We start from the raw sequence: 25,837 nt of genomic DNA, 5'->3' as shown, positions 1-25,837 counted from the left end.
ACCGCAGTCCGCGTCGCCCGTCTCCCCGATACCCCCATCACTGAAATGTCGTTGCCTGTTGATTGGTTCCTTCTGCCATCCCTTTTGGCGGCCACCGAAGACGCTGGCGGCATCATGTCTTTCCTGCAATCGACCTGGGTCTGGATCCAAGTGGCCCTGGGCATCGGCTTGGTGATTTTTGTCCACGAACTCGGGCACTTTCTGGCGGCGAAGACCTTTGGCGTGAAGTGCGAGAAGTTTTATGTGGGCTTCGACGTGCCGATCAGCATTGGCCCGATCAAATTCCCTCGCACGCTGGGCAAGTTCACCTACGGCGAAACCGAATACGGCATCGGCATTTTGCCTCTTGGTGGCTATGTGAAGATGCTGGGCCAAGACGACGATCCGCGAAAAGCGGAAGAAGAAGCCAAACGCATCCGCCAATCCGGTGGCGCGGCCGACGAAGCAGAAAAACTCGATCCACGAAGCTACCCTGCCAAACCGGTTTGGCAGCGAATGATCATCATCAGCGCCGGTGTCGTGATGAACGTCATCACCGGAGTCCTCTTTGCCGCCTTCGCGTTCTTCAACGGAGTCGGCTACACACCCGCGATCGTTGGCGGAGTAACGCCCGGCGGTCCAGCATGGCAGGCCGGCATCCAGCCCGGCGGTCGCGTCGTGTCGGTCAGCTCGCTCGAGGATGACAATCAACTGCACTTCAGCGAAATGCAGATGAAAATCATGGAAGCCGGGTTGGAGTCATCGGAAACCGCGGTCCCCGTGCGTCTTCAATACGCTGATGACACGCGCAACTACGACCTCGTACCGGCCGCCAGCCCCATCGAACCCGATCGCAAGATGATCGGCATCCAAAGCGCCACCGGTGATACGTTGCTCAAAGAATTGCCGGCGATGCCCAACAGCGTTGCGGCGGATGTGGTGACGGATGCGGACGCTGGTGCCCAAGTCATCGGATTCAACGGTCAGTCATTGGACTCGGATTCGATCATGCCGATCACTCCATTGCTCACCTTCATTCACACCTCACCATCAAAGCCACTGGACCTAAAGCTCAAACGAAACGACGGAAGCACCGCGTCACTTTCGGTCCCACCGCAGAAAGAAAAGGACTTCGGACTGCAATTCGGCGTCGGTCCAATCCAAGCCTTAATTAGCGACGGTCCTGCGGAAAAGGCAGGAATGAAAGTCGGCGATCAAATCGTTGCGATCAATGACAATCGCGATTTGGACGCTTACCAATTGGTTCTCTCAGACGTCCAATACGACGAGCCTGTCAAAATCACCGTCTCCCGCGGCGAAGGCGATTCGGCGGAGGAAGTCGAGCTGTCGATCCAACCACAGCAGGTTCAACAGACCGTCACACCCGTGTCCGCCTTTGGCGAGATGATGGCCGTCGACTCGTTGGGTTTCGCCTACGCACCCTCCGTCAAAATCGCCGAAGTGGTCGGGCAATCGACCGATGGCGAAGAAACCGAGCAACCAAACAAGAACACCAAGCAACTTTTCGCCGGTGACGAGATCCGCGAAATTCGCGTGAAGTTCAAAAGCTCCAAAGACCGCGAAGCCATCGAGAACGAACTGTCCGATGTCGCCATGGAAGCTTTGACCACCGGCTGGGACATTGGCCCCAACAAACCGCTCAGCAACCTCGTCGACACGGTTCAACTGCTGCCGGTGGGTACCGAGATCATGGTCACCGCCGTCCGGCCGCCCAACGGAACCGTGGTGGAACAAACGCTGACCGTCCGTGAATCGGATCGTTACTGGTATGACCGCGGCCTGAACTTTGCCCCCGTCGAGTCCATTCAAAAGGCGGACTCGTTGGCGATGGCGTTGTCGCTTGGTGTTCGCGAAGGCAAACGTCGCATGGCTGACGTGGGACGCTTTCTCGGCATGTTGGTTCGCGGGAAAGTCAAAGCCAAGTTTGTTGGCGGGCCGATCCGCATCGCACAAATGGCCAGCCACCAAGCTGAAAAAGGTCTGTCGGCTCAACTGATGTTCTTGACCATGTTGAGCATGAACCTCGCGATCCTAAACTTTTTGCCCATTCCAGCACTCGATGGCGGCCACATGGTCTTCTTGACCGCCGAACTCATTCGCGGCAAACGGGTCGACGAAGCGATGGAAATGCGTTTGACCTTCGTCGGCGTGCTCGCACTTTTGGCGTTGATGATCTTCGTGTTCACCAACGACATTCTGAATCTGCTTTGACCTCGGCGATGCGTTTTCGCACTTGCCCGAACGCCTTGTTGCAGTGGTTACATGCCGCGTAAACCGAACCAATCCTTCGTCAGACGCGGACCGGTTCTCGGAATGAGTGCATCGACAGATCGCTTGGGTTAAAATGAAATGGAGCCGTTGGTCAATCAAAATCATTGGCTCCTCTTCTCATCCCACCCAAGCCCCGCATTCCATGAACACTCACGCAATGCACTCTCAACGCTCGTCCATTCAACGCTGGACTTTGATCGGATGCGCAGCATTCTTCTCGCTGGCATTCCTCGCCCCAAACGCTTTCGCGCAACGTGACAAAAGGAAAGACGATCCGGCATTGAAACCGCGTCCTGTGAAGCTAAAGAGCAAGGACAACGTGGAGCTGAATGCGTTTTACTTTCCATCCAAGGAAGGCAAGAACGCGATTCCTGTCTTGGTCGTTCACGAGTGGAAAGGGCAAGCATCTCCTTACAAGAAATTCTGCGTTTCGCTGAATGGTGCCGGCTTCGCAGTTTTGTTCCTGGAGTACCGCGGCCACGGCAACAGCAAGCAATACACAACGCCGTCCGGCGAAAAAGAAGACTTCAATGTCAGCCGCATGGGCAAACGAGACATCCAGTCGATCATTCAGTACGACATGGAAGAAGCCAAACAGTTTCTGAAACAAGAGAACAATGAAGGTCGCCTAAATCTGAACGCGCTCACCGTCGTCGGCATTCAGCAAGGTGCCATCATGGCTTCCCACTGGGCCGTTCGCGATTGGGGATTCCCGAGCGTTGGCCGAATGAAGCAAGGGCAAGACGTCAAAGCGTTGGTGTATATCTCGCCGCTAAAAAACTTTCACGGTTTGACCATCGATTCAACCATGCGTGATCGCAACGTTGGCATGTTGCCGACGATGATCGTCGCGGGCAGCGAGAGCCCCGAAAGCGACGAGGCGAGACGTCTCGAGGGTCGCCTCTCGGCGCTGCGCAAACGAGCACGCGTGGATGGCCCCGAATTGAAGATGGCCAACACCAGCCTCAGCGGCCCGGCATTGATTTACGAAGTCCCCTCCGTCACGTCGGACATCGCCAAGTTCATCAAGGACAACGTGCCGGTCAGTGAAAGCGAAAACGAATGGATCGAACGCTGACACGATTGTCAGCACGTTTCACCGAGATTCATTCGCCGCTTTCTTCCAATCGTCTCGCTCGCGCTGAGCCTTGGCCAACGCGCGTTCGAGTTGCCGAATCTTGTTGTCCCTTTCTTTCAGCATCTCATTCTTGTCTCCTTCAAACGACTTGATGGGAGACGCCAGGGTGGGTGCTGAATCGTGGAAGATGATCCAGTATTCCACCGTCGCGACCACAGTGGTTCCCGCCAAAATCACTCCGGCGAAAACGGCATAGTCTTTCCGAGTTCGTCGGCGACGTTTCTTAGCAGGATCAGGATTGGAAACCGAAGCGGCGGTTTTCGGTCGAGGATCCGCCACCTTCGTTTCGGAACGCTTTTCTAGCGAACTGCGGATGACGTTGGTTGCTGCGTCGATTGTCGACGAGTGCAGGTCATAGATCGAAAGCACTTCCGCGGGTTCTTGAATCGCACTGGGCCCGCTCCACCGTCGCAGCATTCGCCGCATATCGGGATCGGTCGCACGAAAGGCAATGTCGACACGCCGCCCTTTTGCGTAGGCAACCACATGATCCAGGAATAACAGCAGCTTGGATGGCACCCCACTGACTGAACGTAGATCCAGGATGACTTTTCCCTCGGCGTGATCGATCCCTCGCCGCAAGCGTTCTTTTAATTGCTCCAAACTGCCCCTGGGCAACTGACCATTGATCTGTTCGTCCCATTTCAGAACGATCATGGGTGTTTGCCGAGGCTGGCTGTTCGCCTGTGTGGAAGTTGGTAGTGTGGGAGTCGACTGTATGGACGTCGCCTGTGTGCGAGTCGACTCGTGGGCCGGTGGATTGGATCGCTGGTTCATGACACTCTCCGTCACCCCCACGGTAGGAGGTGCTGATCACACCGTAAAGTTTTTTGCGTTTGAACCTTCAAAGCTTCACTGGAACTTCACCGCAACTACTCGTCGGCGAGACATCCGCGTCCGTGGCAACCTTGGAAAGTGCGAATTCGGTCTAGACGCAATCGCGCAAAAATCGCGAAAGAAAGAATGTGTTCCAGTGCATGTCTCATCGAGAAATCTTCCATGGAAGAACCGCAAACTTCGTCTTTCGCGTCCGTCCGAGACGGCTTCGCCGCCATTCGTGAATTGATCTTGGTCTTGGCGATGTTGGCGTTGTTCCTCACGCCCAGCACCGTTCGCGAAGTGCTGCAGGACGCGGGGATTCGTTCTTTCGCGGGCGTCGAATTTGATGAAACGACGTTGGCAGAGGTCGAGAACGCAGAAGCTCGCGTCAATGAGCTGGAGCAGCAATTGGCCTTGGCTCAATCGCAACTCGAATCCATCGCCACCGTCTCGCCGAATCGTGCTGACCCTCGATTGGGATCTGTCTCGAAACTGCTCGCCAACGCGCGTCAAAGCACCTCGGAGATGAGCCACAACTTGGAGGAAGCTCGTTCCAAACAGATCGAATTGCGTCGACGTTATGGGCAACCACCACGTGAACAAACCCACGACGACGAACTTCCACGCATCACGCCGGACGCGGAGCAAGCGCTCGCATCGCCCCAAGACCTTTTCAATCGTTAGACTCGCCTCGAAGCTGATTGAAGAGCTTCGCCCGAGCCATTCGCCAATCACGTTCGACGGTTGCGACGCTGATCTCCAACACCTTCGCGACTTCTTCGTTGGTCAGCCCAGAAAAGAAACGCAGTTCGACCACTTCGCGTTGGCGTGGTGAGTCCTGTTCCAAAGCATCCAACGCCGACTCGAGATCCTCGTATTGACAACGATTGCTGGCCTCGAAGTTGTCCAGCACGACATCCAAGGATGCTCGCTGATATTCGCCACCGCGTTTGTTGGTTCGACGGCGACGAGCGTGATCGATCAAGATCTGTCGCATGGCCCGATTGGCCATGCCGAACATGTATCGCCGGTCAGAAACATTCTTCAGTGCTTCCGTGTCCAGCAATCGAATACAAGCTTCATTGACCAGTGCGGTCGCCTGCAGCGTGTGATCGGGACGTTCGCCTCGCATCAAGGCCCCCGCCATGTCACGCAGTTCCGACTGCAACGTCACAAACAATTTTTCACGGGCCGCCTCGTCACCGCCTTTGACCTGCTGCAACAACATCGAGACTTCGGTTTCAGGCTGGTTCACGCAATTGATCTCGATGAAAGTTGGTGTAGATGACTGCATCAAATCAGTCGGGACAACAGTTTGAACTCGCCAAGGCTTCTTGGCAGGCTGCCCTAGCATAACGCTTGGTGACTCAATTTGGCTGGCCGTTCGAAACTCGCATAAGCTCACTGACCGATCGCTTCCATCACACGGCGTCGGACCGCGGGAGCAAGGTTGCTGTTGCGAACCTCCTCTTCAATTTGCTCGCGTGTTCCTCGGTAGCGAAGTGGTCCGTTGTGCAGTTGTGGCAGATCCATCTCAATCAGAATCTGATCACCGTTCTGACTGACCGAAACACTCTCGTTGCCACCCGCATAGGCAGACGCGGTGACACTCGGAGCCGCGAAACGAGGCTGCAACCATGGATACGGAGCGAAGCCGGGTTGCGGGCCGTGACTTTGACGCATCTGCCTATCCAAGGAATGAACAGGCAACGTGACCGTTTGACCACGACGTAGCACTACGATGTTCGCTTGGGCCATGGGCGGAACACCTTGCCCAGCGACGACGGGTCGACCGTCCACCGCCAACAACACGTCTCCCTCCTGCAACAGGCTGTTGTCGGCATTTTCGTCTGCCGCTTCCTTCACGACCAAACCGCGGTCGCCAGCCAGCATCGGTAGGTGCATCGCCAGCAACGGAGGCACACGAGTGAACTGAACTTTCCATTGTGAGTGAGAAGGGGCTTCTGACTGAACCGTGGGATCTGCCGTCGCTGCTTGGCTCTCGGATCTGGGTTCGTCGGCTCGCCCGATAGAGACTCCGAGAGCGATTAAGCCGGCAACGGTGATGCTTTTGACTGAGATGAACATGGCGAGACCTATTCGAAATTATTGAGTGGTTGATTGCGTCGAAAACGATCGCTGGATCCTCCGGCGATCGCAATTAAAACAGACGAGTGACTTCGTCCGTCGATATGACCACCAGCATTCAGCCGGCGGAAGGTAGAACGCGATCAGCGATTCCAATAGCGTGTGCGGCTGTTTGACCACGCTCGTGTTCGACTACCAAATCCGGTGGACGTACTTCCGCCGTAGATCTGGCCATTCTGCGGTCCTCCATTGCGAATTCCAGTTTGACCTCCGGTGTAGATTCGTCCGTTCCCCTGCGAGACCACTCCGCCGTGGCTGACATGCGTGCCGTTGCGGCCGATGGTCAGATTCAGGTTATGGCCAACGCCACCGGGTGCACCGCCCGCACCGATTGAATTGGACAAAGCGATGCCGTTCGGCCCCGCCCCCACCGCGAAACCATGACCGAAGTTCATGCCGTTCTTGGAACTCGCCTTCGATTTCGCGAATTTCCACTGTCCGGATGCCGACGCTCCAGCTCCCGCTCCGCCGCCCAGAAAATCGACGAATGAACCGGCTCGCTGTGCGGAGGCGGACTGACTGGTGGCGACCACGAAAAGCAAAGCGGCGACACCGGAGAGAACTTTGAAAGAGATGACGTTGGACATGGGTTTTCTCGCTTGAAAAGATTAAGAGGTGATTTGTGCGGCTGACTCTTGCCGCCTCACCAACCCATGCGAGATCCCGTCATCCATCCCCTCACGGAAAGTGAAAATTTCAGAAAACGCAAAAACCCCGTGTTTCTCTCGCTCAATCGACATCGAAAACCATCACATCAAAATCATCCAACCAGATTTCACCTTCGCCCTGAGACCGAATTTGAATCTCCATCGCGAAACTGGTCAGGGTCGGATCGGGGGACCGATCAAAGTAAATTTCCGTTGAGAATTGCTTCCAGTCATAGGTCCCCGCATCAAGCGTCAACGAAACAGGCACTTCCGAGCCGCCCACCACCACGGTCAAAGCATCCTCCGCCAACCCATCCGCCTTGGCCCACAAGGAAACCACGCATCGTGAATTTTCTGGGATGGGAAAAATCTGCCGCGTGCGTCCACCAATCGTGGCATCGGTTGTTGCCTTCGCTTCATCTGGCAACCGATCGCCAACGATCCGCAGCGAGTGATCGCCACCGTGCGACAGAGAGGACGTGATGCTGGCGAGGCCCTGGTAACCAGGCGAATTGATCCAAGCGATGCCACGATCGTTGGCCCAATGATTCCATCCGCCCTGTTCGAATCCACCGTTGAGCAAAGCCGCGTGGTAGGGCTCATCCATTTGTTGGTTCGCGATCAACACCCGAGTCGCTCGGGGCAACTCGTTGATCTCCTTGATCCAATTGGCAAGCTGTCTCATTTCATCCTTTGAATGAGACGCCTTGGACCATTGCTTTAGTTGCTCGTAAAGCGGACGAATCGCAGCAACCACTTCGCAACCTGGTTGCAACTCGACTGCCTTGCGAATGGATTCGGCGGCTTCGTCGTATTGCTTCAAGAACGCCTGTGACCGACCGATTCCCAACCAACATGCCGCCTGGTGTTCGCTGATCGTCGCCAGCTTGGACGCTCGTTGATACAGTTGCAAAGCGTTTTGTTGTTGCCTCAACCGATCATGACAAACGGCTGATCCATAAACCGCCCACAAATGGTGCGCATCCAACATGATCGCCTTTTCGAAATCGTCCGCCGCGTTTCCGATCGCCTCTCGGGAAAGTTCAATCATTCCTCGGACCGCGTAGGTGTGTGCCATCAAACGCGGTGTGAGTTGTTGAATTGATTGGCTGTCGAACAGTGTTTGAAGGACTTCCTCCGCCAACTCGTTTTGCTGACGAGTCAAATGAATGGATGCTAACAACGTTCGATAAATCGGTTCGTTCGGATGCAGCTCAACCATCCGCTCGGCGTATCGAACCGCGTCCGATCGTCCACGCAAATCTTCCGCCGCAACGAGCGATGAATCCATCACAGGAACCAACGACAACGACTGCCGACACGTTTCCAAAAACACATCGATCGCACGTTCGTTTTGATCGATCGCCGCTAGCGTCATTCCATACACCCAACCGACCCAAGGCTGTTCATCGGCCAATCGGTAAGCCTTCTCCGCGTCCTGCATGCTCCATAGCAACAGGTCTTCCACCCGTTCGTCGCGGGTTGATTCGTCCAATGTCTCGTCGTCTCGCAGCAAATCCGTTTGCATGCGGTACAACGCCGCGCGGTCCGCGTAGCCAAAGCAGTTTTCCGGATTGATGGCGATGCATCGCCCAAACGTTTGAATGGCCAACGAGTAACTCGTCCAATCGAGTTTCGGTTGTTGGATCGCCGAAAAGTACTGCATATGCGCGAGCGTCAATTGCGTCCAATAGTGATTGGGGCGCAGCGAAGCGGAACGCTCGAAAAGCTCCAACCCCGCCGTCACCGCGTCACGGTGTTTGTAGTCTTGAAAGACAACTCGAAAGGACGGGTCCATCGCCGACAACAAACACATCATGCCGATCTTCTGCGCGTCAGCCGCATTGCGAGCGGTATTGAGTTCCTCCGCCTTGACCCACTTGCCTTCGCCCAAACGAAAATTCGCGATCCCACGATACCAGCGAACCGCTTCGGCCTGCCGGAACAAATCAATTCGTTGACTCACGACTTTGGAAGCTTCCGCTTCCGCGATTCCGGCTTTGGTCTGCATCGCCAACACCGCTTTCCACAACCGATCGTTGGACTCGGAGTTCGATTCCGATGCCTGCATCACGCCAAACAATCGCGTGCCAATGGTTTTCACCAACAAACCATTCAAGACGATCCATTGTTGGTAAGCGTCCCATCGCAATTGTTCCTGCTGCAGTGGTGACAAGTCTTCATCGGGCAAATGATTCCACCAATCTCGCTGATGCCAAATATTCAACGACTTGAGTGCCGCCGAGGCGGCCATGATGCCCTGAGTATCGCGGCTCATGATGCCGAATTGCTCGGACTTTTCCGCTTGGTCATAGAACGTCACCAGTTGCTGCAATCGCGAAGCCTTCGCGGCGATGCGTTCGCGTGCCGACTCCATTTCGCTTTGGTCCTCCAGCGTCACCAGGGCCCGCTGCAAAACACCCAACGCGGATTCAAATCGGTTCACCTCGATCTCTCGCGTCGCGACCTGCCACGCCGAATCCACGGCGTTGCGAATTTCATTGAGCCGATTGGATCGTGCGATTCGCAGCTCCAATTCCTTCAAGTTCCGTTCGCGTTCGACCGCGATTCTGCGAGAACTTTCGTAGCTCCAGATACCCGCACCGACCACGGAACCGATCATCAATAACAAGGCGGCAACCGCCCCACTGGTCACGATTGTTCGATGCTTTCGCCCCCAACGCCCCATCCGCACTGGAAGCGGATCATGAAAAACCGACACGGGTTCATCAGCGAGCCATCGTTCCACATCCGCGGCCAATTCAGATGCCTTTGAGTACCGATCGGCCGGCCGAGTCGCCATCGCGTGCAGACAGATCGCCTGCAAAGGCTCCGGCACATTCGAATCGATCTGACGCGGCGGAACAATTTGGTCTTGTTCAATCCGATGCAAAATCTGGCTGACGGAATCATCTTGATGAGGCGGCGAGCCTGTCAAAATTTGATAGAGCGTTGCCCCCAGCAGATACACGTCGGTCGCGATACCGACTTCGTCCGTTCTTCCTTGAGCCTGTTCAGGGCTCATGTATTGAGGCGTCCCCACTGTGCCGCCGACACGCGTGTGATTGGACCCGTTTCGCGAACCGCTACCGGTGGAACTGTCGGTTGCGATGCTCTGATCCGTCACCCCGGTTTGACCATCAACTTCCGGTACATCCAATTGCTTGGCCAACCCCCAATCCACCACCAGCGTCTCGCCATACGGCCCGATCATGATGTTGGCCGGTTTGATGTCGCGGTGAATGATCCGGCGACTGTGGGCGTACTCGATCGTGTTGCAAACGTCGACAAAGCGATTCAGCAAATCTCGCAACGCACGAGTCGGTTCGTTCACCGATGAAACATCTGACGGTGACAAAGCAGTCAACTTTTCACGATGTTCGTGAATCACTTCGCGGAGCGTTTTTCCCTCGATGAAACGCATCGCGTAGAACGGCCGTCCGTCCTTCCATGTTCCCATCGCGTAGACGGGGACGATGCCGGGATGCTCCAACCTTCCAGTCAATTCGGCTTCGCGAAGAAACCGAGCGTTGGCTTCTTCGTGGCCATTCCATTGAGGTCGTATCTGCTTGATCGCCACTTCCCGATCGAGTTGTCGATCGTGTGCCACCAAAACTTCACCCAAGCCGCCTTCTTCGTGGCGAGAGAGAATCTCGAAACGAGCGGTCTCACGAACGGCCTCGTACTCCGTTGGAACGCCATCGCTCGTATCCCCGAACTCCTCGCCCCGCATCTGCATCAATGGCGACGCCGGCATGAACCGAGACTGCAAAAACGGATCTCCTTGGGCGGCCTCGTCCGCCGCGATCAAATCGCGAACGATTGCCAGGAGCGTCGCATCGTCGCCGCATCGTTCCTGCAAGAAAGCCTCGCGTTTCTCGGAGGGCAATTCGATGGCGTCGAAGAAAATGTCCTCCGCGATCGCTTGCTTCTCATTCGACAAAACGGGTCCTCATTCGTTCGGTGGCAACTGGCCGCACCTTCGCAGATGGGCGGAAACCGTCGTTTCTGGCTTGAAGGAAGCTTACCCGAAACCCAACTTTTCGCGTCGTCCATCGCGGCCCCAGAAGATCTCGTCAGGAAAAAAGTGGAAAAACATTTTGATTGAGTGAGGGGCAATCCGCGGGTTTCTCGCAAGGGTCCGGTGAAGACAACAACGTCTTGAAAATTCTTTGAAACTCTCTGACTGAGGAACCCAACCATGTCCGCTCGTCTCATCGCCGTCGCAGTAGCAGCCATCTGCTTGTTCACCGCCGAAGCCAACGCCCAGGTCACCGCCAGCAGCTATTCCAACGGAGGCACGGCGATTTCAACCGCCAGCGGCCGCGGCAACACGCGACTGAACGCCCGATCCTACGCCACCAACGGCGGCTTCGCCCGAGCCGACATGCGAGGTAGCGGTCGCAACGGCGGCTTCGCCAGCGGAAACAGTTCCGCCTTCGCAAACGGCGGCGTTGCGATCAGCAACGGGCGTTCGATCGCCAACGGCTATGGTGCTCGATCGCACGCCAATTCCACCGCTCGAACCTTCGGTGGCTACTCCAACAGCAGCAGCACGGCCAAGGCACTTGGCAACTGGGCCAACGCCCGATCGGACTCGACCGCGAATTCGTGGTTCGGCCAGTCGAGCCATAGTCACGCGAAGGCCGTCGATCGCCGCTGGGTGCCTCAGCCGCAACCGTACTGCCCACCAACGCAGAACCCCATCGTTCCTTGGTGAGACAGGCTTTGGTGATCCAATCATCCGAAAGCGAACGGGTTGGCGAGCTCAGCTTTTGCGTAAGTCTCCGCTAACCGCCTGCGACTCACCTCGCATCTCAACCATCGGAATCCTCGGGTCGTCACGACCGGTGGGTTCCGATTCTTCGTTTGCCTGAGTAAGGTTGTCGACGTTCACTCGCCCCACGCCGACCTCTGGGAACCCCATGCCTGACTCGTTGCTGCCACTGGATCGCCTGATGTCCACCCTGCGAACGCGAGCGGCCGAGCGACCGGAAGGCTCCTACACCACCAAGCTGATGAATGGCGGTGCCGAAGCGATTGGCAAGAAGATTCGCGAAGAAGCCGAGGAACTGATCGAAGCGGCGGACGAACCCGATGAAGCCGGCCGTCAACACGCGATCTACGAAGCCGGCGACTTGATCTACCACGCGATGGTCTTGATGGCGTGGCGAGGCATCGAGCTGGACGAAGTCGCCGCGGAACTCGCCCGCCGTGAGGGCACGTCTGGATTGGTCGAAAAAGCTTCGCGACCCGCGAAAAAGGATTCTGACTCCACCGATTCTTAGACCAGATCTCGCGGGGATTGCGGCAGGGACCTGCCAAAAATCAGGACGAGCGATTACGATTTTCGCCTCTCCCCGCTTCGGATCTCGATCTTCCTGACATTCCATGACGACCTTGGCCCCCCCCGGCAATCAAACGGACTCGAACAGTTTCCTGCGTTTGGGTGTCCCCAGCAAAGGACGGCTGAGTGAACTGGCCACCGGACTGCTGAACCAAGCGGGCTTGAGCTTTCGCCGCCAAAACCGCGGCTTGTTCGCACGCGTCAGCGGTCTGCCGATCGACCTGATCTTCCTGCGTACGGACGACATCCCGACGCTGTGTGCCGAAGGGGCGATCGACATGGGGATCACCGGCAGCGACTTGGTCGAGGAAGCCGGCGCGGACGTCGAGCAACGAATGGCGTTTGGGGTGGGACGTTGCCGGTTGGCGTTTTGCGTTCCCGACGACGCCGACATCACGGATGCTTCGCAGCTCGATGGCAAACGGATCGCGACCAGCTTCCCGCATGTCACCGAGCAATACCTGGCGAAGAAAAATGCCAAAGCACATCTGGTTTCGTTGTCCGGCAGCGTCGAGGCAATGATCCGTCTGGGCGTCGCCGACGCCATCGTTGACTTGGTGGAAACCGGCAGCACGCTCGCCGCCAATCGACTCCGCATTTTGGAAGAGATCGGTCATTACGAAACAGTTTTGGTGCAGAACGATTCCCATCGTTGCCAAGACGTCGCGGATCGTTTGGTGTCTCGCTTGGAGGGTGTCGTGCTCGCCCGCGATTACTCGTTGGTCGAGTACAACGTGCCGCGTGCGAAGCTGAGCGAAGCGGAAAAGATCACGCCCGGTTACAACTCACCAACGATCAACTCTTTGGAAGACCAACAGTGGTGTGCGGTCCAAGTCATGGTCCGTCGCAAAGAAGTCGTGGAAGTGATGGAAAAGCTCAAAGACATCGGTGCATCGGGCATCTTTGAGATGACGCTGAACAATTGCCGTCTCTAGTCGGAAACTCAGCGTCCATCGTCTGGAACCACCATGCCAAGGTTTGCCGTTGCCGTTTTGGTTGCAACGGACGAATCCTCTAGCTCAACATCCCGCGAAGAATTTCACCGGTCAGGCTATCGTTGACCGAGGCAACTTCGTCGCGGGTTCCAGCGGCGACGATGCGTCCGCCGTCCTCGGCCGCACCGGGCCCAATTTCGATGATTTGGTCGGCGGCTGCCATCAACATCGGATGATGCTCAATCACGATCAGCGAATGTCCCTCGCTGATCAACGCATCAAAGCATTTCAGCAAGCGTTGAATATCGTCGAAGTGCAATCCGGTCGTGGGTTCGTCCATCAGAAACAGCGTTCGCTTTTTGCTCGATCCCGCTAAGAATGCCGCCAACTTCAGCCGCTGTGCCTCGCCGCTGGACAAAGTCGTCGCCGGTTGGCCCAAAGCCACATAGTCCAGCCCGACGTCGATCAAACGCTGCAGCTTGTTCTGAACCTTCGGCATTTCACGAAAAAAGTCGCTGGCTTCGCGAACGGTCATCTCCAAGACGTCCGCAATCGTTCGATCGCGATAACGCACCTGCAGCACCTCTTCGCGATATCGTTTGCCGCGACACTCGCCACATCGCATGGAGACATCGGCCATGAACTGCATGTCGATCGTCTGAACTCCCGCGCCCTCACATGTGGAACACTGGCCGGCGGAGGAATTGAAACTGAAATGCCCCGGTTTGAAATTCCTTATCTTCGCGTCCACCGTTGCCGCGAAGGCTTGTCGAATCGGATCAAACGCCTTGGCGAAGGTGACGGGGCAACTTCGTGGACTGCGACTGATGGGTGATTGATCCACCAGCAAGCAGTCATCCACCGCGTGCTCGCCTTTCAAAGATCGAAACGGCAGCGTCCCCGCGACGACGTCGGCCGAGGGGACTTCCCCACGACGTTCGGCCAATCGAATCGAAACGGCACCGAACAAGGTGTCGTGAATCAGCGAACTCTTGCCACTGCCGGATCGACCGGTGACCACGGTCAAGCACCCCAGTGGAAACGCAACATCGATGTCTTGCAGGTTGTGTCCACTGGCACCGTGCAACGCAATCTCGCCCGACGGAGCACGTCCGTCTTCCAGGTCAAATGCGAGAGTCTTCTTTCGATTCTTGCCGAGGTATCGCCCCGTCAAGCTGTTCCGATTGGCGATCAATTGCTTGGGCGTTCCCTCAAACGTGATATGACCACCGCCCACACCGGCGCCCGGGCCAACCTCCACCACCCGGTCCGCCATTTGGATCAACGCATCGTTGTGCTCGACCACGACCACCGTGTTGCCGCGATCACGAAGCTCGGCGATTGCCCGCACCAATTGCTCCACATCAGCCGGGTGAAGTCCCGCGGTGGGTTCGTCCAACACATACAACATGCCAACCAATGTGCTGCCCAGAGCCAACGTCAACGCGATGCGTTGTGTTTCGCCTCCCGACAATGTACGAAGCGTCCGACTGAGTTGCAGATAGCCCAGCCCGACTTGATCGAGGTAACGCAATCGATCGCGAATTTGACGAACGGGTTCATGTGCGATGGTGCTGCGACGTTGTTGGTCCGCTGCGGCGAGTTCCGCTCGCGTTTGGTAGCCGATCAGGGCTTCCCCCACCGCCTGGGCTTCGTCCACCGTATTGTCTTCGTCCGCAAATGCTTCCTCCGAATTGGACGAAACATCGCTCGGGAACCAGTGGGCCAAGAACCCGTCCAGCTCGTCGCATCGCATCGCCAACAATTCAGAGATGCTTTTCCCACCGATTTTGTACGCCAGCGACTCGGGTTTCAGTCTCGCTCCTTCACAAGCCGGGCAAGTCCGATAGCTGCGATATCGCGAGGCAAAGACGCGAATGTGCATCTTGTACTTCTTGCGATCCAACCAAGCGAAGAAGCCGTCCAGTCCGCCAAACTTGCGTTCAGGCACGCCGTGGTGAATCAGTTTGAGGTGTTTCTTTTTTAGTTTTGAAAACGGCACATCGACCGGTAAATCGTAATCATCCGCCAGCGCAAGTAGTTCATGCAATTCATGCTGATAGGACGGTGCGTTCCATGGTGCGATGGCTCCTTCACGAAGCGTTTTGGACTTGTCTGGAACCACTCGATCCATGTCCACACCGATCACATCCCCAAACCCTTCACACTCGGGACAAGCGCCCATCGGATGATTGAAATTGAACGCTCGCGGAACCGGATCGGGGTAATCAATGTCGCACCGATCACAACGATGCCGATCACTGGCAACGCGTTGCCGCATTTCGCGGCCATCCACTGTTTGCGTTGACAGCGACGAATGTGGACCGTCATCTTCCGCTTGGAACAGCACCACCGCGCGACCGTTGCCTTCGGTCATGGACGTTTCCAAGGACTCAGTCCAACGCGAAATTTCTGAACTGGCGGACAAACGGTCCACGACGACCAATGCAGTGGCTCCTTTGGTGCCGATCCGTTTGGCCATTTTCGACCGGTCGTCGTCCGACAACTGAAAGGTTTCTCCTTTGAGAACCAAGCGGACGAAACCTTCCTGTTGCAATCCCAGCAGAATTTCCGAGGCGGCTTTGCGATTGGGCAACCAAATTTCGAAACCAACGATGGCTCGTTGGATTCCTGCGGCGGGGTCACTCATGGCCGCCGCAACACTTTGGGGGCTGTCGATCACAACGGGCTGACCGCATTGGTGACAAATCAATTCGGAGGCTCGGGCAAAGAGCAGTCGCAGGTGTTCTGCGATTTCCGTGGACGTGGCCACCGTGCTTCGGTTCGTCTTGACCGCAGAAGCTCGCGTCACCGCGATCGCCGGCGGAATTCCCGAAATACGATCGCAGTCCGGTTTGTCTAGTTGGTTGAGATACTGCCGCGTGTAGGCCGAGAAGCTCTCGATGTAGCTGCGTTGCCCCTCGGCATACAACGTGTCCAATGCCAGCGACGTTTTTCCGCTGCCCGACAACCCACAGATGACGACCAGCTTCCCCCGAGGAATGTCGACATCCACGTCCTGCAGATTGTGCACACGACACCCACGAACGGAGATCGGTTGTCGAGTCACTGACGGCTCCGCCGCCAAACTTTGCTTCGGTCCCATGCTGCATCTATCCGCAATTGAACTAGAATGTCTCTTCCCCCCAGACAGCCCACCTCCCTGAAAGCACGAGACCTGCTCGAGTATGTCATTCCGACCCTTTCACGCGACCCCAGAACGCTCCATCTTGCGTGCAAATCACGTCATTTTGGGCTTGGTAGCACTGTTTCTGACGACCGCCAATTTCGCCTCCATTTCCGCTCAGGAAAAGGACCAACCAGCCGCCGACAAAGCGGCCGAAACGAAACCGGCTGACGACCAAGGCAAAACCGAGTCGAAACCGGCTGAAAAGAAGCCGGAACAACCCGCAAAATCAGAAGGCGACGCGAAGGAGAAAGCAAAAGACGAGCCGAAACAAGATGCCCCGGAGAAGGATGCTCCCGAGAAAGACGCATCTGAGAAGGAAGCCGCACCCGCGAAGCCGCAACCTGACCCAGTGTGGCTCGAAAAAGGTGTTTGGACCTTGCCACCGACCGACGGCCCCGCCGCGACCGATTTCAGTCTGGTCGGGGAATACGTCGGCGACATCACGATGCCCACCGCCAGCAAGAACGATGACGAGGCGGACAGTTCTGACTCAACCGGCAAGCGTCGCTTTGGCGTTCAAATTCGAACCCTGGGTTCGGGGCAATTCGAAGCACTCGCCTACGAAGGCGGCTTGCCCGGTGACAAAGAGTTTGACGAGTCAACTCAGCTTCGATTGATCGGTCGTCGCAACGGTGACACGCTGGTGCTCTCGGGTGGACCGTGGGCGTTGTTCGCGGGCCCCGAACAGTGCCGGCTGATCAACATGGAAGGTGCCTCCTTGGGCGATCTGCCTCGGGTAAACCGCACCAGTCCCACGATGGGAGCGAAGGCACCCGAAAACGCGTTGGTGTTGTTCGATGGCACCAACACGGACGAATTCACCCAAGCCAACATGGACGACCAAAAACTGCTGAAGCAAGGTGCCAACATCAATTGGTTGCTGACCGACTTTGATCTGCACCTGGAATATCGCATCCCACACATGCCGGGAATGCAAGGACAAAAACGAGGCAACAGCGGCATCTATCTGCAAAGCCGCTACGAATGTCAAATCCTTGATTCGTTCGGCACCGAGCGAGTGTTCAACGGGTTGGGTGCTCTTTACCGATTCAAGCCGCCGCGTCTGAACATGGCGTTCCCACCTTTGGTTTGGCAAACTTACGACGTGCAATTCACGGCGGCCCGATTCGGTGCCAACGGTAAGAAACTTCGCCCCGCTCACGTGACCTCGTGGGTCAACGGAGTCAAGGTTCAAGACAACGTCGCCCTGCCAGGCCCCACGGGTGCAGGTAAAGACGAGGAAGCTTTGCCGCTTCAAACCTTCTTGCAGAATCACACCGATCCCGTTCGCTTCCGCAACGTTTGGGTTGTCGACCGTGGCTTGGTGGCGAGCGATTCCTTCCCGGTGAAATCGGAAGAGTAATCTTCAACCCGATGAACGACTCAGCCCTCTTTCAATCGCGTCCCGGTTGGAAGAGGGTTTTTCATGCGCCGATGCAAACATGAACATCAATGTGCGGCGATTCGGTTACCTCGTCGAATGCGACGCCACACAAACCCAACCAATCCCACAACAGCCAAACCGATCACCCCAAGTACCAAAATCCGACTCACACCGATTCGCGTCACTGATCGAATGACGACCGGTTCGTCAATTGGCAACTGATAAGTCCGTCCCTCGAGGTACTTGCGAGCGAACTGCTCGTCGACGTCAATGTTCGCTCGGATCCAACGCTCCTCGTCCATCGCAACCTGCTGATGCAGATCACTGGCCAACCGTGTTTCTGCTCGCAAGCTTTCTTCAATGTTTGGCAACTCCACACTCATTTGACCAAACAGCGTCGCCTCCGCCTTCTCTCGGTATTTCGAGGCGATGGTCTCGTCTTGCACCCGCGACGCGGCCTGCAGGTAAGCTCTCGCCGAAAGCATTTTGGAATCATGCATGCCATCGGGGTCACCACCTGCCAATAGATCACCCAAGGCTTCCAGCAAAACCGGCGAATCGTGATGCCCGAATCGCATCATTCCCATCACACCAACCGCCGCTCGATGCAACTCTTCCTCGGCTTCGTCGCCCGAAAGCGATCGCTGTTGCATGATAAAACTCGCGAACCCGGTCGGTCTCGCATCCAACGCTGCGATGGGCAAGTCTTCTGGCTCGTACTCTTGCTGGATCAGGTACTCGACCAACAATTGCTGGTAGATCTCTCGTCCAAAGTGAGCTTCGGGATTGATCTCGATGGCTCGCTGGATATGTACAAGCCCTTCTGCATATCGTCCCGCGTGAATCAGAAACGTTCCCAGGTTGGCTTCCGATTGATAGCGACCTTCTTTTGGGAAACGCTCTAGCTTCTTTTCCATGACAGCGACGGCTTCGTCATGTTGCCCAAGCTTGTCATAGGCGACCGCCAAATCGTCGTAGTCGCTTGGTGAACGCGACTCTTCCGGAACAGCCAACCGATCGTCGATTCGCCATTCGTAATACGCGTCGGAGTGTTTGGGAAAGAACCCCGCAATCATCTCGTGCGCGTGCGGATAGAAACGACGTTCCATCGCCAACGTGTCACGGTCCCACAAGCAAGCCCACACGGACGTCGGCAAAATCGCCGACACGACGGTCATGAACAAAGTCAATCCGATCGTGATGAACTTAAGCCGCGGTCGCATGCGGTTTCTCCCCCTGAGTGTCGGTACCTTCAACGATCAAACGTAGATCGGTGCGATTCAATCTACTCGATTCAGGATCGAAACACGAAAGATCGCTTCACGAGAGCACACGAGACATCACCGCGTAGACCGTTGCCGCCGCGATCACCCCAAGAGCGGTGCCCCAAGTCGTCCACTTTCGATACCGAGCGATGCCCGCATCGGAAACCGAAACACGCAAATGCCAACCCATCGCGAACAAACTCGCGGAAAATCCAAGCATCAGCACAGCCGCCCAGTAAGACGACGTTGGGGTCAACCGAACGATCCATTCAGCAATCACTGGCAGCTCGCCACTGCGTCTTAATTCTCGAATGGAATCGGATTGGGACGGAATCCAAAAAGACAACAACCACCCAAAGGGCAGCCACGCCGCTATCAAGACATACATTCGAATCATCGACGATCGAACGTTCGTCTCAGTGCTGGCATTCTCTGGCGGCCGACTGGAATTACCTTGGTCGGAGGCCTTATCGTTCATGGCTCGCTCCGAATGATCGGCTGAAGCACCGTTTGGCTCTTGGCGATGTCTGCCCACGCCTTCTTGTATTCACCCTCCACCCGAAGCTCATCCACGTTGGTCATCGCGAGCCCCACCAACATTGGCATCTCGGCGACGCGGCTGACATTCAACAGATCGGGTCCTTGGCGATTGGTCGTCGGTAGGTCGGTCAACGTCAAGCGATCGATGCCCTCGGTCCAAACCGCGGAGTGCAAGGCCCAAACCGCTGCTTCGCCCTCACCGTGAACATGCAGTGGCCCCGAAGTCCTCATCAACATCATGTTCTCAGACTTGGTCAACGTTTGGATGGCTCGCATCAAATCATAAATTTGCATTCCAGCGAGCGTTTGCCCCAGCAACATGAATCGACGCCTGATATGCGTCTGGTCTCGCTCGTCCTGGGACCAGCGTGTCGGGCCGACACCTCGCGGTGCAAACAAAACCTGAACGCGATCGTTGGGCAACCGCTTCGACCATTCATCCAGATTCGTTTCTGGTGTTCCCACAATCTCTTCCCAACCGCTCTGATCCAAGACACGAAGATCAACGCCTTCGCGAAGAGGTGCGGCTCCATCTTCCGATCCTTTTGGCCGCAGGATGATCAATGGGAGCCGGAAGGGATCTTGGCTGGTGAATTCGGCGAAGGTCACATTCGCATCAGCCAGCTCGATCGTTTTCTTGACTTCGAGATTGGCATCGTCTGTAGTTGTCGGCCATCCCGCAAACGTATGCTCCTTCAGTTGACGTTTCCACTCGGGCGTGACAGACGCTAATTCTTTCAGGGACGCCGGCAGGTCCTGCGGAGACACCTTTGGGACGAAGAACTCGTGAATCGAAGTCACCCGTTCGTCTTTTGGCAGGGACTCGAAGACTTTCAGTTCTTCGGGTTCGAAATACTTGATCGCGACGGATTCAACCAAGTTGTCGTCACCGCGAAGATGTCGATTGAACCAACGAAATGCATGCACGCGCAGTTCTTGGGTGTCTTGATGAGGCCCGGAGGTGATCTGCAATCCAAGCTTTTCCGAGGCATCATACAAATCGTAAATGCGCCGAACCTTGGCGTGCACATCCACTACGCCTTCCAAGGGAAAAATGGGATCACGATCGGTATTGGAGATCAGCAACGGACGAGGAGCCACCAACGCGGCGACCATTGGAAAGTCCCAACGTTGTGAATTGACCATGTACATGCAATCGCAATGACCGCTGACGCACCCATTCACGACATGGTCATGCAAATTGGTGATTCCAGCCACGGGCACGGCCACCCGAACGCGTTCATCAATCGCCGCTAACCACCAAGAATACGCTCCGCCGCCACTTCGACCGGTCACACCCAATCGCTCTGGATCGACATCGTCGCGGGACTGCAACCAATCCAGTGCTCGAATGCAATTCCAAGCTTCCACCCCGGCCGGCGTGTATCCGCGATTGTTCCACCACCACATTTTCTCTCGGTACGTGCCGTGGTGAATGCCCTCGATCTCGCCCAACTGGATGGTGTCGATGACCAAACACACATAACCGTTTCGAGCGAACCAGGCTCCGTGGTGTTGATAGTGAACCTTGTTGCCGTAGCTGACGCCGTCTTTCACCACGCGTCCGTGGCCGCAAACGTACAGAACCGCGGGAAGCGGCTCAGACACATCGATCGGGCGATACAAATTGCCGGTCACGTACAGTCCGGGCGACGACTGGAAATGAACCTTCTCAACAAGGAAACCGGCTTCCTCTCGTCGCACGACTCCCGTGATCGCTGCCTGAAGTTCGGTCCGAGCGGGCATCGGATCCAGCCCCAACATGCTCAGCAATTGGCGACGATATTGCTCACGATTTTCGGTCCAATCTTCCAACGTTTGAATGTTGGAAAAACAGTCTTCGCTCAGTTGGTTGGTCTGCTGACGAAAGTATTCCGCGATGACTTGGTCACCAGGTGCTGGATCGGCTGGAGCAGAGTCTGCTGCGGTAGCCGTGGCTGCACCGACTAAAGTTGGGAGAAGCAACAACGCGCATAGAAAGCGAAAACATCGCATGGTGGAGATCCGCAGAGAGGAGTGGGCAGGATGGTCGGCGGGAGCGGCAACCGAATCTCAAACTCGGTCACGGCCGCTACCATTCTAAGCCTCTCACGCTCGGAACGTGCGATGCCTCATCACCCGCGGTTGAGTCGTCGATTTTCCAAATCAACTTGCTCGTTCAACGTCCACAAATCGTAGAGCCATCCAACACCGAACAACCCGCCCGTGAGCAGATAGATCACCCCGGTCACCCATTTGCCGAGATAGAACCGGTGGATGCCGAACAGACCTAAGAACGTCAACAAAATCCACGCGATCGTGTAGTCCAGCGGCCCGGTTGCAAACCGCATCTGTGCCCGCCGATCCATGCTGGGGATCAAGAAGAGATCGACAATCCAACCGATTCCAGCCAAGCCTAACGTGAAGAAATAAAGCGTTCCGCTGATCTGCTTTCCGTAGTAAAAGCGATGGGCTCCGAAAAAGCCAAACAACCAAGTGATGTAGCCAACCACAACGGAATGCGTCTCCGGTGCTGGGAAACTTCCGTGTGCAGGTGCTGGCGTGACGGGCGAATGCGATGTCGACATGCTGCGATCCCTTTTTCTTGTTTCAATCAACCGCCGAAGACAACCTCACAGACGGCGGCCAAAATAAAGGCACCTTTTTCGACTGCACGTGGCGCGCCTTTTCGCAGCGGAACGTCTCTGCGTCCCAATTCCCTACTGATCGTACGGACGACCTTGCCCGGATCGTTCGGCTTTCGCTTCCGCGCGACTTCGTTGCTGCATGTACATTTTGATAGGCACTTCACCAAACGGCAGGTGGTCCCGCATCCAGCCCACCAGGTAACGTTGATAGTCTTTGGTGATCGCTTTGGGGTCGCTGCACATGACCACCACGGTTGGCGGTTCTGTCGAAACTTGCGTGGCGTAGTAAATTTTCGGCCGGCGACCTTGGTACATCGCGGGTGGATGCTGGTCCATCGCCGCTCGGATGATTCGGTTCAACTCGCCGGTCGACACGCGTGATTGTGATTGCTTGTAGAGCATCGCGGCGTGGTTCAGCAACGCTTTCACATTGCGCCCGGTTTGGCCGGTGATGAACGCGATGGGTGCATACGACAATGTCGTGAATTGGTGTCGCAAATACTTCACCCAACGTTCGGTAGGAACCTCTTTGTCGACTTTGTCCCATTTGTTGACCACGAAGATCACCGGTTTGTGGTGCTCCATGATGTAGCCCACCAACTGCTTATCGACACGACTGGTTTTTTCCAGTGCATCAAAGAACATCAACACCACATCCGCGCGACGGATGCTGCGTTGGGCGCGGTGCGAACCGTAGTAGTCAAGATCCGTGCGAATGGACTTGCGTTTCCGCAAACCAGGCGTGTCGATGGCCATAAACGTTTGACCGTCAATTTCAAATCGGACATCGACGCTATCACGAGTGGTTCCTGCGACTTCGCTGACAATCATCCGGTCGGATTCCGCCAGCGTGTTGACGAACGTGCTCTTGCCAACGTTGCGACGTCCGACGATGGCAACTTTCATCCCCGCATCGGGTGCCACCAAATCGTCTTCTGAATCCGGCAACCGGTCGACGATCGTTTGAATCAATTCGTCTCGATTGCGGTTCTGCAGGGTGCTGACAGTGACCAATCGGCCGCGACCGAGCTTTTGAAATTCGTTGGCGTGAACATCCTGATGTTGCTGGTCGGCTTTGTTAGCGACCAAGATCACGGGGCGTTCCAAACCTCGCAACCGTTCGACGACTTCCTCATCCAATGGCATCAATCCCGTTTGGACATCGACCACCAACAAAATCACATCCGCGGAGTTGATCGCCAGATCGATCTGGTGCCGAACGTCAGAGGTCAAATCGTCGGGGTCTTCGACACCCATCCCCCCGGTGTCGACCAACTCAAAAAAGCGGTCGTCGGCTTCGATCAGGGTTGTCATCCGGTCCCGAGTCACGCCTTCGAAGTTATCCACGATGGCGAGACGGCGGCGTGCGAGCCAATTGAACAGACTGCTCTTGCCGACGTTGGGACGACCGACGATCGCGACTTGTGGAACTGGCATGACAAAAATCGGAGGAAGAAAAAGGCGGACGGGTGAATGGATCGACCAATCAGTGGTAACCTGCCAATGTTAAGCTGCGGAGGGCATTTTCAGAATCCCTACCTTGGTCGAAACTCGTCGTTCTTCGTCGAATCCGACCCTTGGTCAGAACCGAACTGCCGACACCGCTTTTTGACGTGAAAACGCTCCGTCCTCGCTCCTGACTTCCATGTCGAACGACACGCACAACCCACTGGATCCCGCCCAAACACGTGAAGCCGCCGAGGAATTGCTGGCTCACCTGCATCGCGTCGGGGTGCCGTTCATCCCACAACCCAATGCGGAACGGGTGGCGGAGTGGGAATCGCGTTTTGCAGTGTCTCCACCGGCCGAAGCAGCCTTGACCGCTGCATCACCATCGCCCGCAACGAAGCCGGCTCCCACCGCCGCTGAAATTGGCGACGAAGTCAAAACGCCACCGCGGGCACCAACGAGCCGCTTGCAACCCGTTGAGTCATTCTCGGTGAACGACGATCCGTACCCCGGTGTCAGCCTGCCAATCGCTGATCGGCAACAACAATTGGAACAGTTGGCGACAACCGTTTCCGGGTGCACGAAGTGCAGCCAACTGGCAAAATGCCGAACCCAAACAGTCTTTGGTGAAGGAAATCCTGGGACACGATTCGCGTTTTTCGGGGAAGGCCCCGGTGCGGACGAGGACCGGACAGGCCGACCATTTGTTGGGCGTGCGGGCCAATTGCTGGACAAAATGATCCAAGCCTGCAAGTTGCAGCGGGAAGACATTTACCTGCTGAACACGGTCAAATGTCGACCGCCAGGAAATCGAAACCCGGAACCGAATGAACTGAGCAATTGCCGCGAATATTGGGAGCAGCAACTTCAGATTCTGCGTCCCGAATACATCGTATGTCTCGGTGCCGTCAGTGCACACACGCTGCTGAGTTCGAAATTATCAATTGGACGCTTGCGGCAACGGTTTCACCAATACCACGAGAGCAAGGTGCTGGTGATCTATCACCCGGCGTACCTGCTGCGGAACCCAGACGCGAAAAAAGCGGCTTGGGCCGATCTGCAAATGTTGATGCGAGACGCCGGCTTGGTGACTTGAGGTCACGTTGTGTTCAACGCGACGGGGCCGACGCTATCTCGAAGCTCTTGCTCTGAGTCGCTCAGCTGGCGGCGACGGGTTCCGCTTCGTCCGGCACCGCTTCCATCCAGCTGTCATCGTGTTCGTCTTCCTGTTCCTCGGAAGCCTCACCCGAAGCAGCTTGCTTGGCGCGAAGTTCGAGCAATTCTTCTCGAATGACATTGAACTGCATCGCCAACGAAGACCAATGGTCGTCGTTGCGAAATTTGATGTTTCGGCCTTCCTTGCCATCGATCAAATTCTGCATTTCGCGTCGCATGCTGAAGATGGGTCCCGCGAATCGGTTGCTGACTCGCAGCACGTCGTAGATCATCAACGGGCCAAGGACTAGCAATCCAGGCACCCAATAGATCGCTTCGTCGGTCAACGACAAGAATAGGTCGCTGGTGGCCACACCTGGGTGAATCATCGATTGCGTGAAGAACTGAATCACGACGAAGTAAGTCACACATGCCGTCCCGTACAGAACTGCGCGCATGATCAATGCAACTTGCACGTCGCGGTCGATCAACAATTGTTGTCGCAATGGCCGTTTGGATTGCTGAGCTTTCATCGGGGCAAATCCAGTTCAGTTAGCAATGGCATCGGAGGAATGGTTCAGACTATTGCTCGTCTCCGTCACCAAAATGTTGATTCCCACCGAGGCCACGACGATGATCATGGCCAACATGACAGCGTATTCGACAGCGGTGGGGCCATCTTCTTCGAGCATGAAATGCCGAATCGATCGCCAAACGTTGGATCGGGACATGGAAGAGCTTCAGTTGATAACGATTCGTTGGGGCGAGATCACAATCCCGCTCTGTCGAAAACTTAGCCCGGCTTTGTTTGGCGGGCGGAGCTTATCAATCGGGAAAGATGGCGAAGTGGATTTCGATTCCGATCGTTCCGTTTCTGACGACTGCGCAAGTTTGTCTAGAGTGATGGGCGCAGTTTGCTCCC

At 56.1% G+C, this 25,837-nt stretch carries 21 protein-coding genes; 8 read left to right on the top strand and 13 right to left on the bottom strand.

The features are described from left to right. Positions 1-45: 45 nt before the first annotated feature. Both LOC70_RS20430 and LOC70_RS20425 read left to right on the top strand, forming a co-directional pair. On the top strand, positions 46-2,211 hold the full coding sequence (locus tag LOC70_RS20430) for a site-2 protease family protein (protein WP_230255821.1): 2,166 nt from the start codon (positions 46-48) through the stop codon (positions 2,209-2,211). A 202-nt stretch (positions 2,212-2,413) separates the two neighbouring features. Beyond that, complete coding sequence (locus tag LOC70_RS20425) at positions 2,414-3,349, top strand: alpha/beta hydrolase (RefSeq protein WP_230255820.1); 936 nt, start codon at positions 2,414-2,416, stop codon at positions 3,347-3,349. 18 nt (positions 3,350-3,367) lie between these two features. On the opposite strand, the gene LOC70_RS20420 is transcribed toward LOC70_RS20425, so the two are convergent. Further along, on the bottom strand, positions 3,368-4,066 hold the full coding sequence (locus LOC70_RS20420; protein ID WP_230255819.1) for a hypothetical protein: 699 nt from the start codon (positions 4,064-4,066) through the stop codon (positions 3,368-3,370). A 342-nt stretch (positions 4,067-4,408) separates the two neighbouring features. Here LOC70_RS20420 and LOC70_RS20415 point away from each other — a divergent pair, with 342 nt between their 5' ends. Next, the gene (locus LOC70_RS20415) at positions 4,409-4,912 is read left to right on the top strand and encodes a hypothetical protein (protein WP_230255818.1); all 504 of its coding nucleotides are present in this window, start codon (positions 4,409-4,411) and stop codon (positions 4,910-4,912) included. Here LOC70_RS20415 and LOC70_RS20410 read toward each other — a convergent pair. The 4 genes from LOC70_RS20410 to LOC70_RS20395 form a co-directional block, all read right to left on the bottom strand. Beyond that, entirely contained in the window at positions 4,902-5,522 is a 621-nt protein-coding gene (locus LOC70_RS20410; protein ID WP_230255817.1) for an ECF-type sigma factor, read from the bottom strand. The genes LOC70_RS20415 and LOC70_RS20410 overlap by 11 nt on opposite strands. 107 nt (positions 5,523-5,629) lie before the next feature. Continuing rightward, entirely contained in the window at positions 5,630-6,316 is a 687-nt protein-coding gene (locus LOC70_RS20405; protein ID WP_230255816.1) for a PDZ domain-containing protein, read from the bottom strand. Positions 6,317-6,459: 143 nt separating this feature from the next. Continuing rightward, entirely contained in the window at positions 6,460-6,963 is a 504-nt protein-coding gene (locus LOC70_RS20400; RefSeq protein WP_230255815.1) for a hypothetical protein, read from the bottom strand. Between the two features lie 142 nt (positions 6,964-7,105). After that, positions 7,106-10,966 carry a protein kinase domain-containing protein gene (locus tag LOC70_RS20395; RefSeq protein WP_230255814.1) on the bottom strand — a complete coding sequence of 1,287 codons (3,861 nt, stop codon included), beginning with the start codon at positions 10,964-10,966 and terminating at the stop codon, positions 7,106-7,108. Between the two features lie 258 nt (positions 10,967-11,224). Here LOC70_RS20395 and LOC70_RS20390 point away from each other — a divergent pair, with 258 nt between their 5' ends. From LOC70_RS20390 to hisG, 3 genes are all read left to right on the top strand, one after another. Then, positions 11,225-11,743 (top strand): hypothetical protein, encoded by a 519-nt coding sequence (locus LOC70_RS20390; protein WP_230255813.1) that lies wholly within the window; start codon positions 11,225-11,227, stop codon positions 11,741-11,743. Positions 11,744-11,948: 205 nt separating this feature from the next. Then, the gene (gene hisE / locus LOC70_RS20385; RefSeq protein ID WP_230255812.1) at positions 11,949-12,311 is read left to right on the top strand and encodes a phosphoribosyl-ATP diphosphatase; all 363 of its coding nucleotides are present in this window, start codon (positions 11,949-11,951) and stop codon (positions 12,309-12,311) included. Between the two features lie 103 nt (positions 12,312-12,414). Then, complete coding sequence (hisG, locus tag LOC70_RS20380) at positions 12,415-13,305, top strand: ATP phosphoribosyltransferase (protein WP_230255811.1); 891 nt, start codon at positions 12,415-12,417, stop codon at positions 13,303-13,305. Between the two features lie 79 nt (positions 13,306-13,384). Here hisG and uvrA read toward each other — a convergent pair whose 3' ends face one another. Further along, positions 13,385-16,411, bottom strand: coding sequence for an excinuclease ABC subunit UvrA (uvrA, locus tag LOC70_RS20375; protein WP_230255810.1), 3,027 nt, complete (start codon positions 16,409-16,411; stop codon positions 13,385-13,387). Positions 16,412-16,535: 124 nt separating this feature from the next. On the opposite strand from uvrA, the gene LOC70_RS20370 reads away from it, so the two are divergent. Then, positions 16,536-17,858, top strand: a complete 1,323-nt coding sequence (locus LOC70_RS20370) for a family 16 glycoside hydrolase (RefSeq protein ID WP_230255809.1) — start codon at positions 16,536-16,538, stop codon at positions 17,856-17,858. A gap of 86 nt (positions 17,859-17,944) precedes the next feature. On the opposite strand, the gene LOC70_RS20365 is transcribed toward LOC70_RS20370, so the two are convergent. The 5 genes from LOC70_RS20365 to der form a co-directional block, all read right to left on the bottom strand. Next, entirely contained in the window at positions 17,945-19,102 is a 1,158-nt protein-coding gene (locus LOC70_RS20365) for a hypothetical protein (protein WP_230255808.1), read from the bottom strand. Positions 19,103-19,199: 97 nt separating this feature from the next. Continuing rightward, positions 19,200-19,622 carry a hypothetical protein gene (locus LOC70_RS20360; RefSeq protein WP_230255807.1) on the bottom strand — a complete coding sequence of 141 codons (423 nt, stop codon included), beginning with the start codon at positions 19,620-19,622 and terminating at the stop codon, positions 19,200-19,202. After that, the gene (locus tag LOC70_RS20355) at positions 19,619-21,679 is read right to left on the bottom strand and encodes an alpha/beta hydrolase family protein (RefSeq protein ID WP_230255806.1); all 2,061 of its coding nucleotides are present in this window, start codon (positions 21,677-21,679) and stop codon (positions 19,619-19,621) included. The genes LOC70_RS20360 and LOC70_RS20355 overlap by 4 nt, the downstream gene beginning before the upstream one ends. Positions 21,680-21,798: 119 nt before the next feature. Continuing rightward, positions 21,799-22,251 (bottom strand): NINE protein, encoded by a 453-nt coding sequence (locus tag LOC70_RS20350; protein ID WP_230255805.1) that lies wholly within the window; start codon positions 22,249-22,251, stop codon positions 21,799-21,801. Between the two features lie 132 nt (positions 22,252-22,383). Further along, the gene (gene der / locus LOC70_RS20345) at positions 22,384-23,748 is read right to left on the bottom strand and encodes a ribosome biogenesis GTPase Der (RefSeq protein ID WP_230255804.1); all 1,365 of its coding nucleotides are present in this window, start codon (positions 23,746-23,748) and stop codon (positions 22,384-22,386) included. Between the two features lie 208 nt (positions 23,749-23,956). Here der and LOC70_RS20340 point away from each other — a divergent pair, with 208 nt between their 5' ends. Beyond that, a complete protein-coding gene (locus LOC70_RS20340) occupies positions 23,957-24,856 on the top strand; it encodes a uracil-DNA glycosylase (RefSeq protein WP_230255803.1) in 900 nt (299 codons plus the stop codon). A 61-nt stretch (positions 24,857-24,917) separates the two neighbouring features. On the opposite strand, the gene LOC70_RS20335 is transcribed toward LOC70_RS20340, so the two are convergent. Beyond that, complete coding sequence (locus LOC70_RS20335) at positions 24,918-25,448, bottom strand: hypothetical protein (RefSeq protein WP_230255802.1); 531 nt, start codon at positions 25,446-25,448, stop codon at positions 24,918-24,920. Between the two features lie 15 nt (positions 25,449-25,463). Continuing rightward, positions 25,464-25,646, bottom strand: coding sequence for a Flp family type IVb pilin (locus LOC70_RS20330; RefSeq protein ID WP_230255801.1), 183 nt, complete (start codon positions 25,644-25,646; stop codon positions 25,464-25,466). Positions 25,647-25,837: the final 191 nt, after the last annotated feature.

Source organism: Rhodopirellula halodulae (assembly GCF_020966775.1).
In the GTDB taxonomy this organism is placed as follows: Bacteria; Planctomycetota; Planctomycetia; order Pirellulales; family Pirellulaceae; genus Rhodopirellula; species Rhodopirellula halodulae.
This window is presented reverse-complemented; position numbering and strand designations above follow the sequence as displayed.

What these genes read in the sequence shown, in the direction of transcription:
- LOC70_RS20410 (WP_230255817.1), bottom strand. Translation starts at nt 5,522, where the DNA reads ATGCAGTCATCTACACCAACTTTCATCGAGATCAATTGCGTGAACCAG.
- der (WP_230255804.1), bottom strand. Translation starts at nt 23,748, where the DNA reads ATGCCAGTTCCACAAGTCGCGATCGTCGGTCGTCCCAACGTCGGCAAG.
- LOC70_RS20405 (WP_230255816.1), bottom strand. Translation starts at nt 6,316, where the DNA reads ATGTTCATCTCAGTCAAAAGCATCACCGTTGCCGGCTTAATCGCTCTC.
- LOC70_RS20365 (WP_230255808.1), bottom strand. Translation starts at nt 19,102, where the DNA reads ATGCGACCGCGGCTTAAGTTCATCACGATCGGATTGACTTTGTTCATG.
- LOC70_RS20350 (WP_230255805.1), bottom strand. Translation starts at nt 22,251, where the DNA reads ATGTCGACATCGCATTCGCCCGTCACGCCAGCACCTGCACACGGAAGT.
- hisG (WP_230255811.1), top strand. Translation starts at nt 12,415, where the DNA reads ATGACGACCTTGGCCCCCCCCGGCAATCAAACGGACTCGAACAGTTTC.
- LOC70_RS20400 (WP_230255815.1), bottom strand. Translation starts at nt 6,963, where the DNA reads ATGTCCAACGTCATCTCTTTCAAAGTTCTCTCCGGTGTCGCCGCTTTG.
- LOC70_RS20420 (WP_230255819.1), bottom strand. Translation starts at nt 4,066, where the DNA reads ATGATCGTTCTGAAATGGGACGAACAGATCAATGGTCAGTTGCCCAGG.
- LOC70_RS20330 (WP_230255801.1), bottom strand. Translation starts at nt 25,646, where the DNA reads ATGTCCCGATCCAACGTTTGGCGATCGATTCGGCATTTCATGCTCGAA.
- uvrA (WP_230255810.1), bottom strand. Translation starts at nt 16,411, where the DNA reads ATGGGACCGAAGCAAAGTTTGGCGGCGGAGCCGTCAGTGACTCGACAA.
- LOC70_RS20430 (WP_230255821.1), top strand. Translation starts at nt 46, where the DNA reads ATGTCGTTGCCTGTTGATTGGTTCCTTCTGCCATCCCTTTTGGCGGCC.
- LOC70_RS20415 (WP_230255818.1), top strand. Translation starts at nt 4,409, where the DNA reads ATGGAAGAACCGCAAACTTCGTCTTTCGCGTCCGTCCGAGACGGCTTC.
- LOC70_RS20355 (WP_230255806.1), bottom strand. Translation starts at nt 21,679, where the DNA reads ATGCGATGTTTTCGCTTTCTATGCGCGTTGTTGCTTCTCCCAACTTTA.
- LOC70_RS20390 (WP_230255813.1), top strand. Translation starts at nt 11,225, where the DNA reads ATGTCCGCTCGTCTCATCGCCGTCGCAGTAGCAGCCATCTGCTTGTTC.
- LOC70_RS20340 (WP_230255803.1), top strand. Translation starts at nt 23,957, where the DNA reads ATGTCGAACGACACGCACAACCCACTGGATCCCGCCCAAACACGTGAA.
- LOC70_RS20360 (WP_230255807.1), bottom strand. Translation starts at nt 19,622, where the DNA reads ATGAACGATAAGGCCTCCGACCAAGGTAATTCCAGTCGGCCGCCAGAG.
- LOC70_RS20335 (WP_230255802.1), bottom strand. Translation starts at nt 25,448, where the DNA reads ATGAAAGCTCAGCAATCCAAACGGCCATTGCGACAACAATTGTTGATC.
- hisE (WP_230255812.1), top strand. Translation starts at nt 11,949, where the DNA reads ATGCCTGACTCGTTGCTGCCACTGGATCGCCTGATGTCCACCCTGCGA.
- LOC70_RS20425 (WP_230255820.1), top strand. Translation starts at nt 2,414, where the DNA reads ATGAACACTCACGCAATGCACTCTCAACGCTCGTCCATTCAACGCTGG.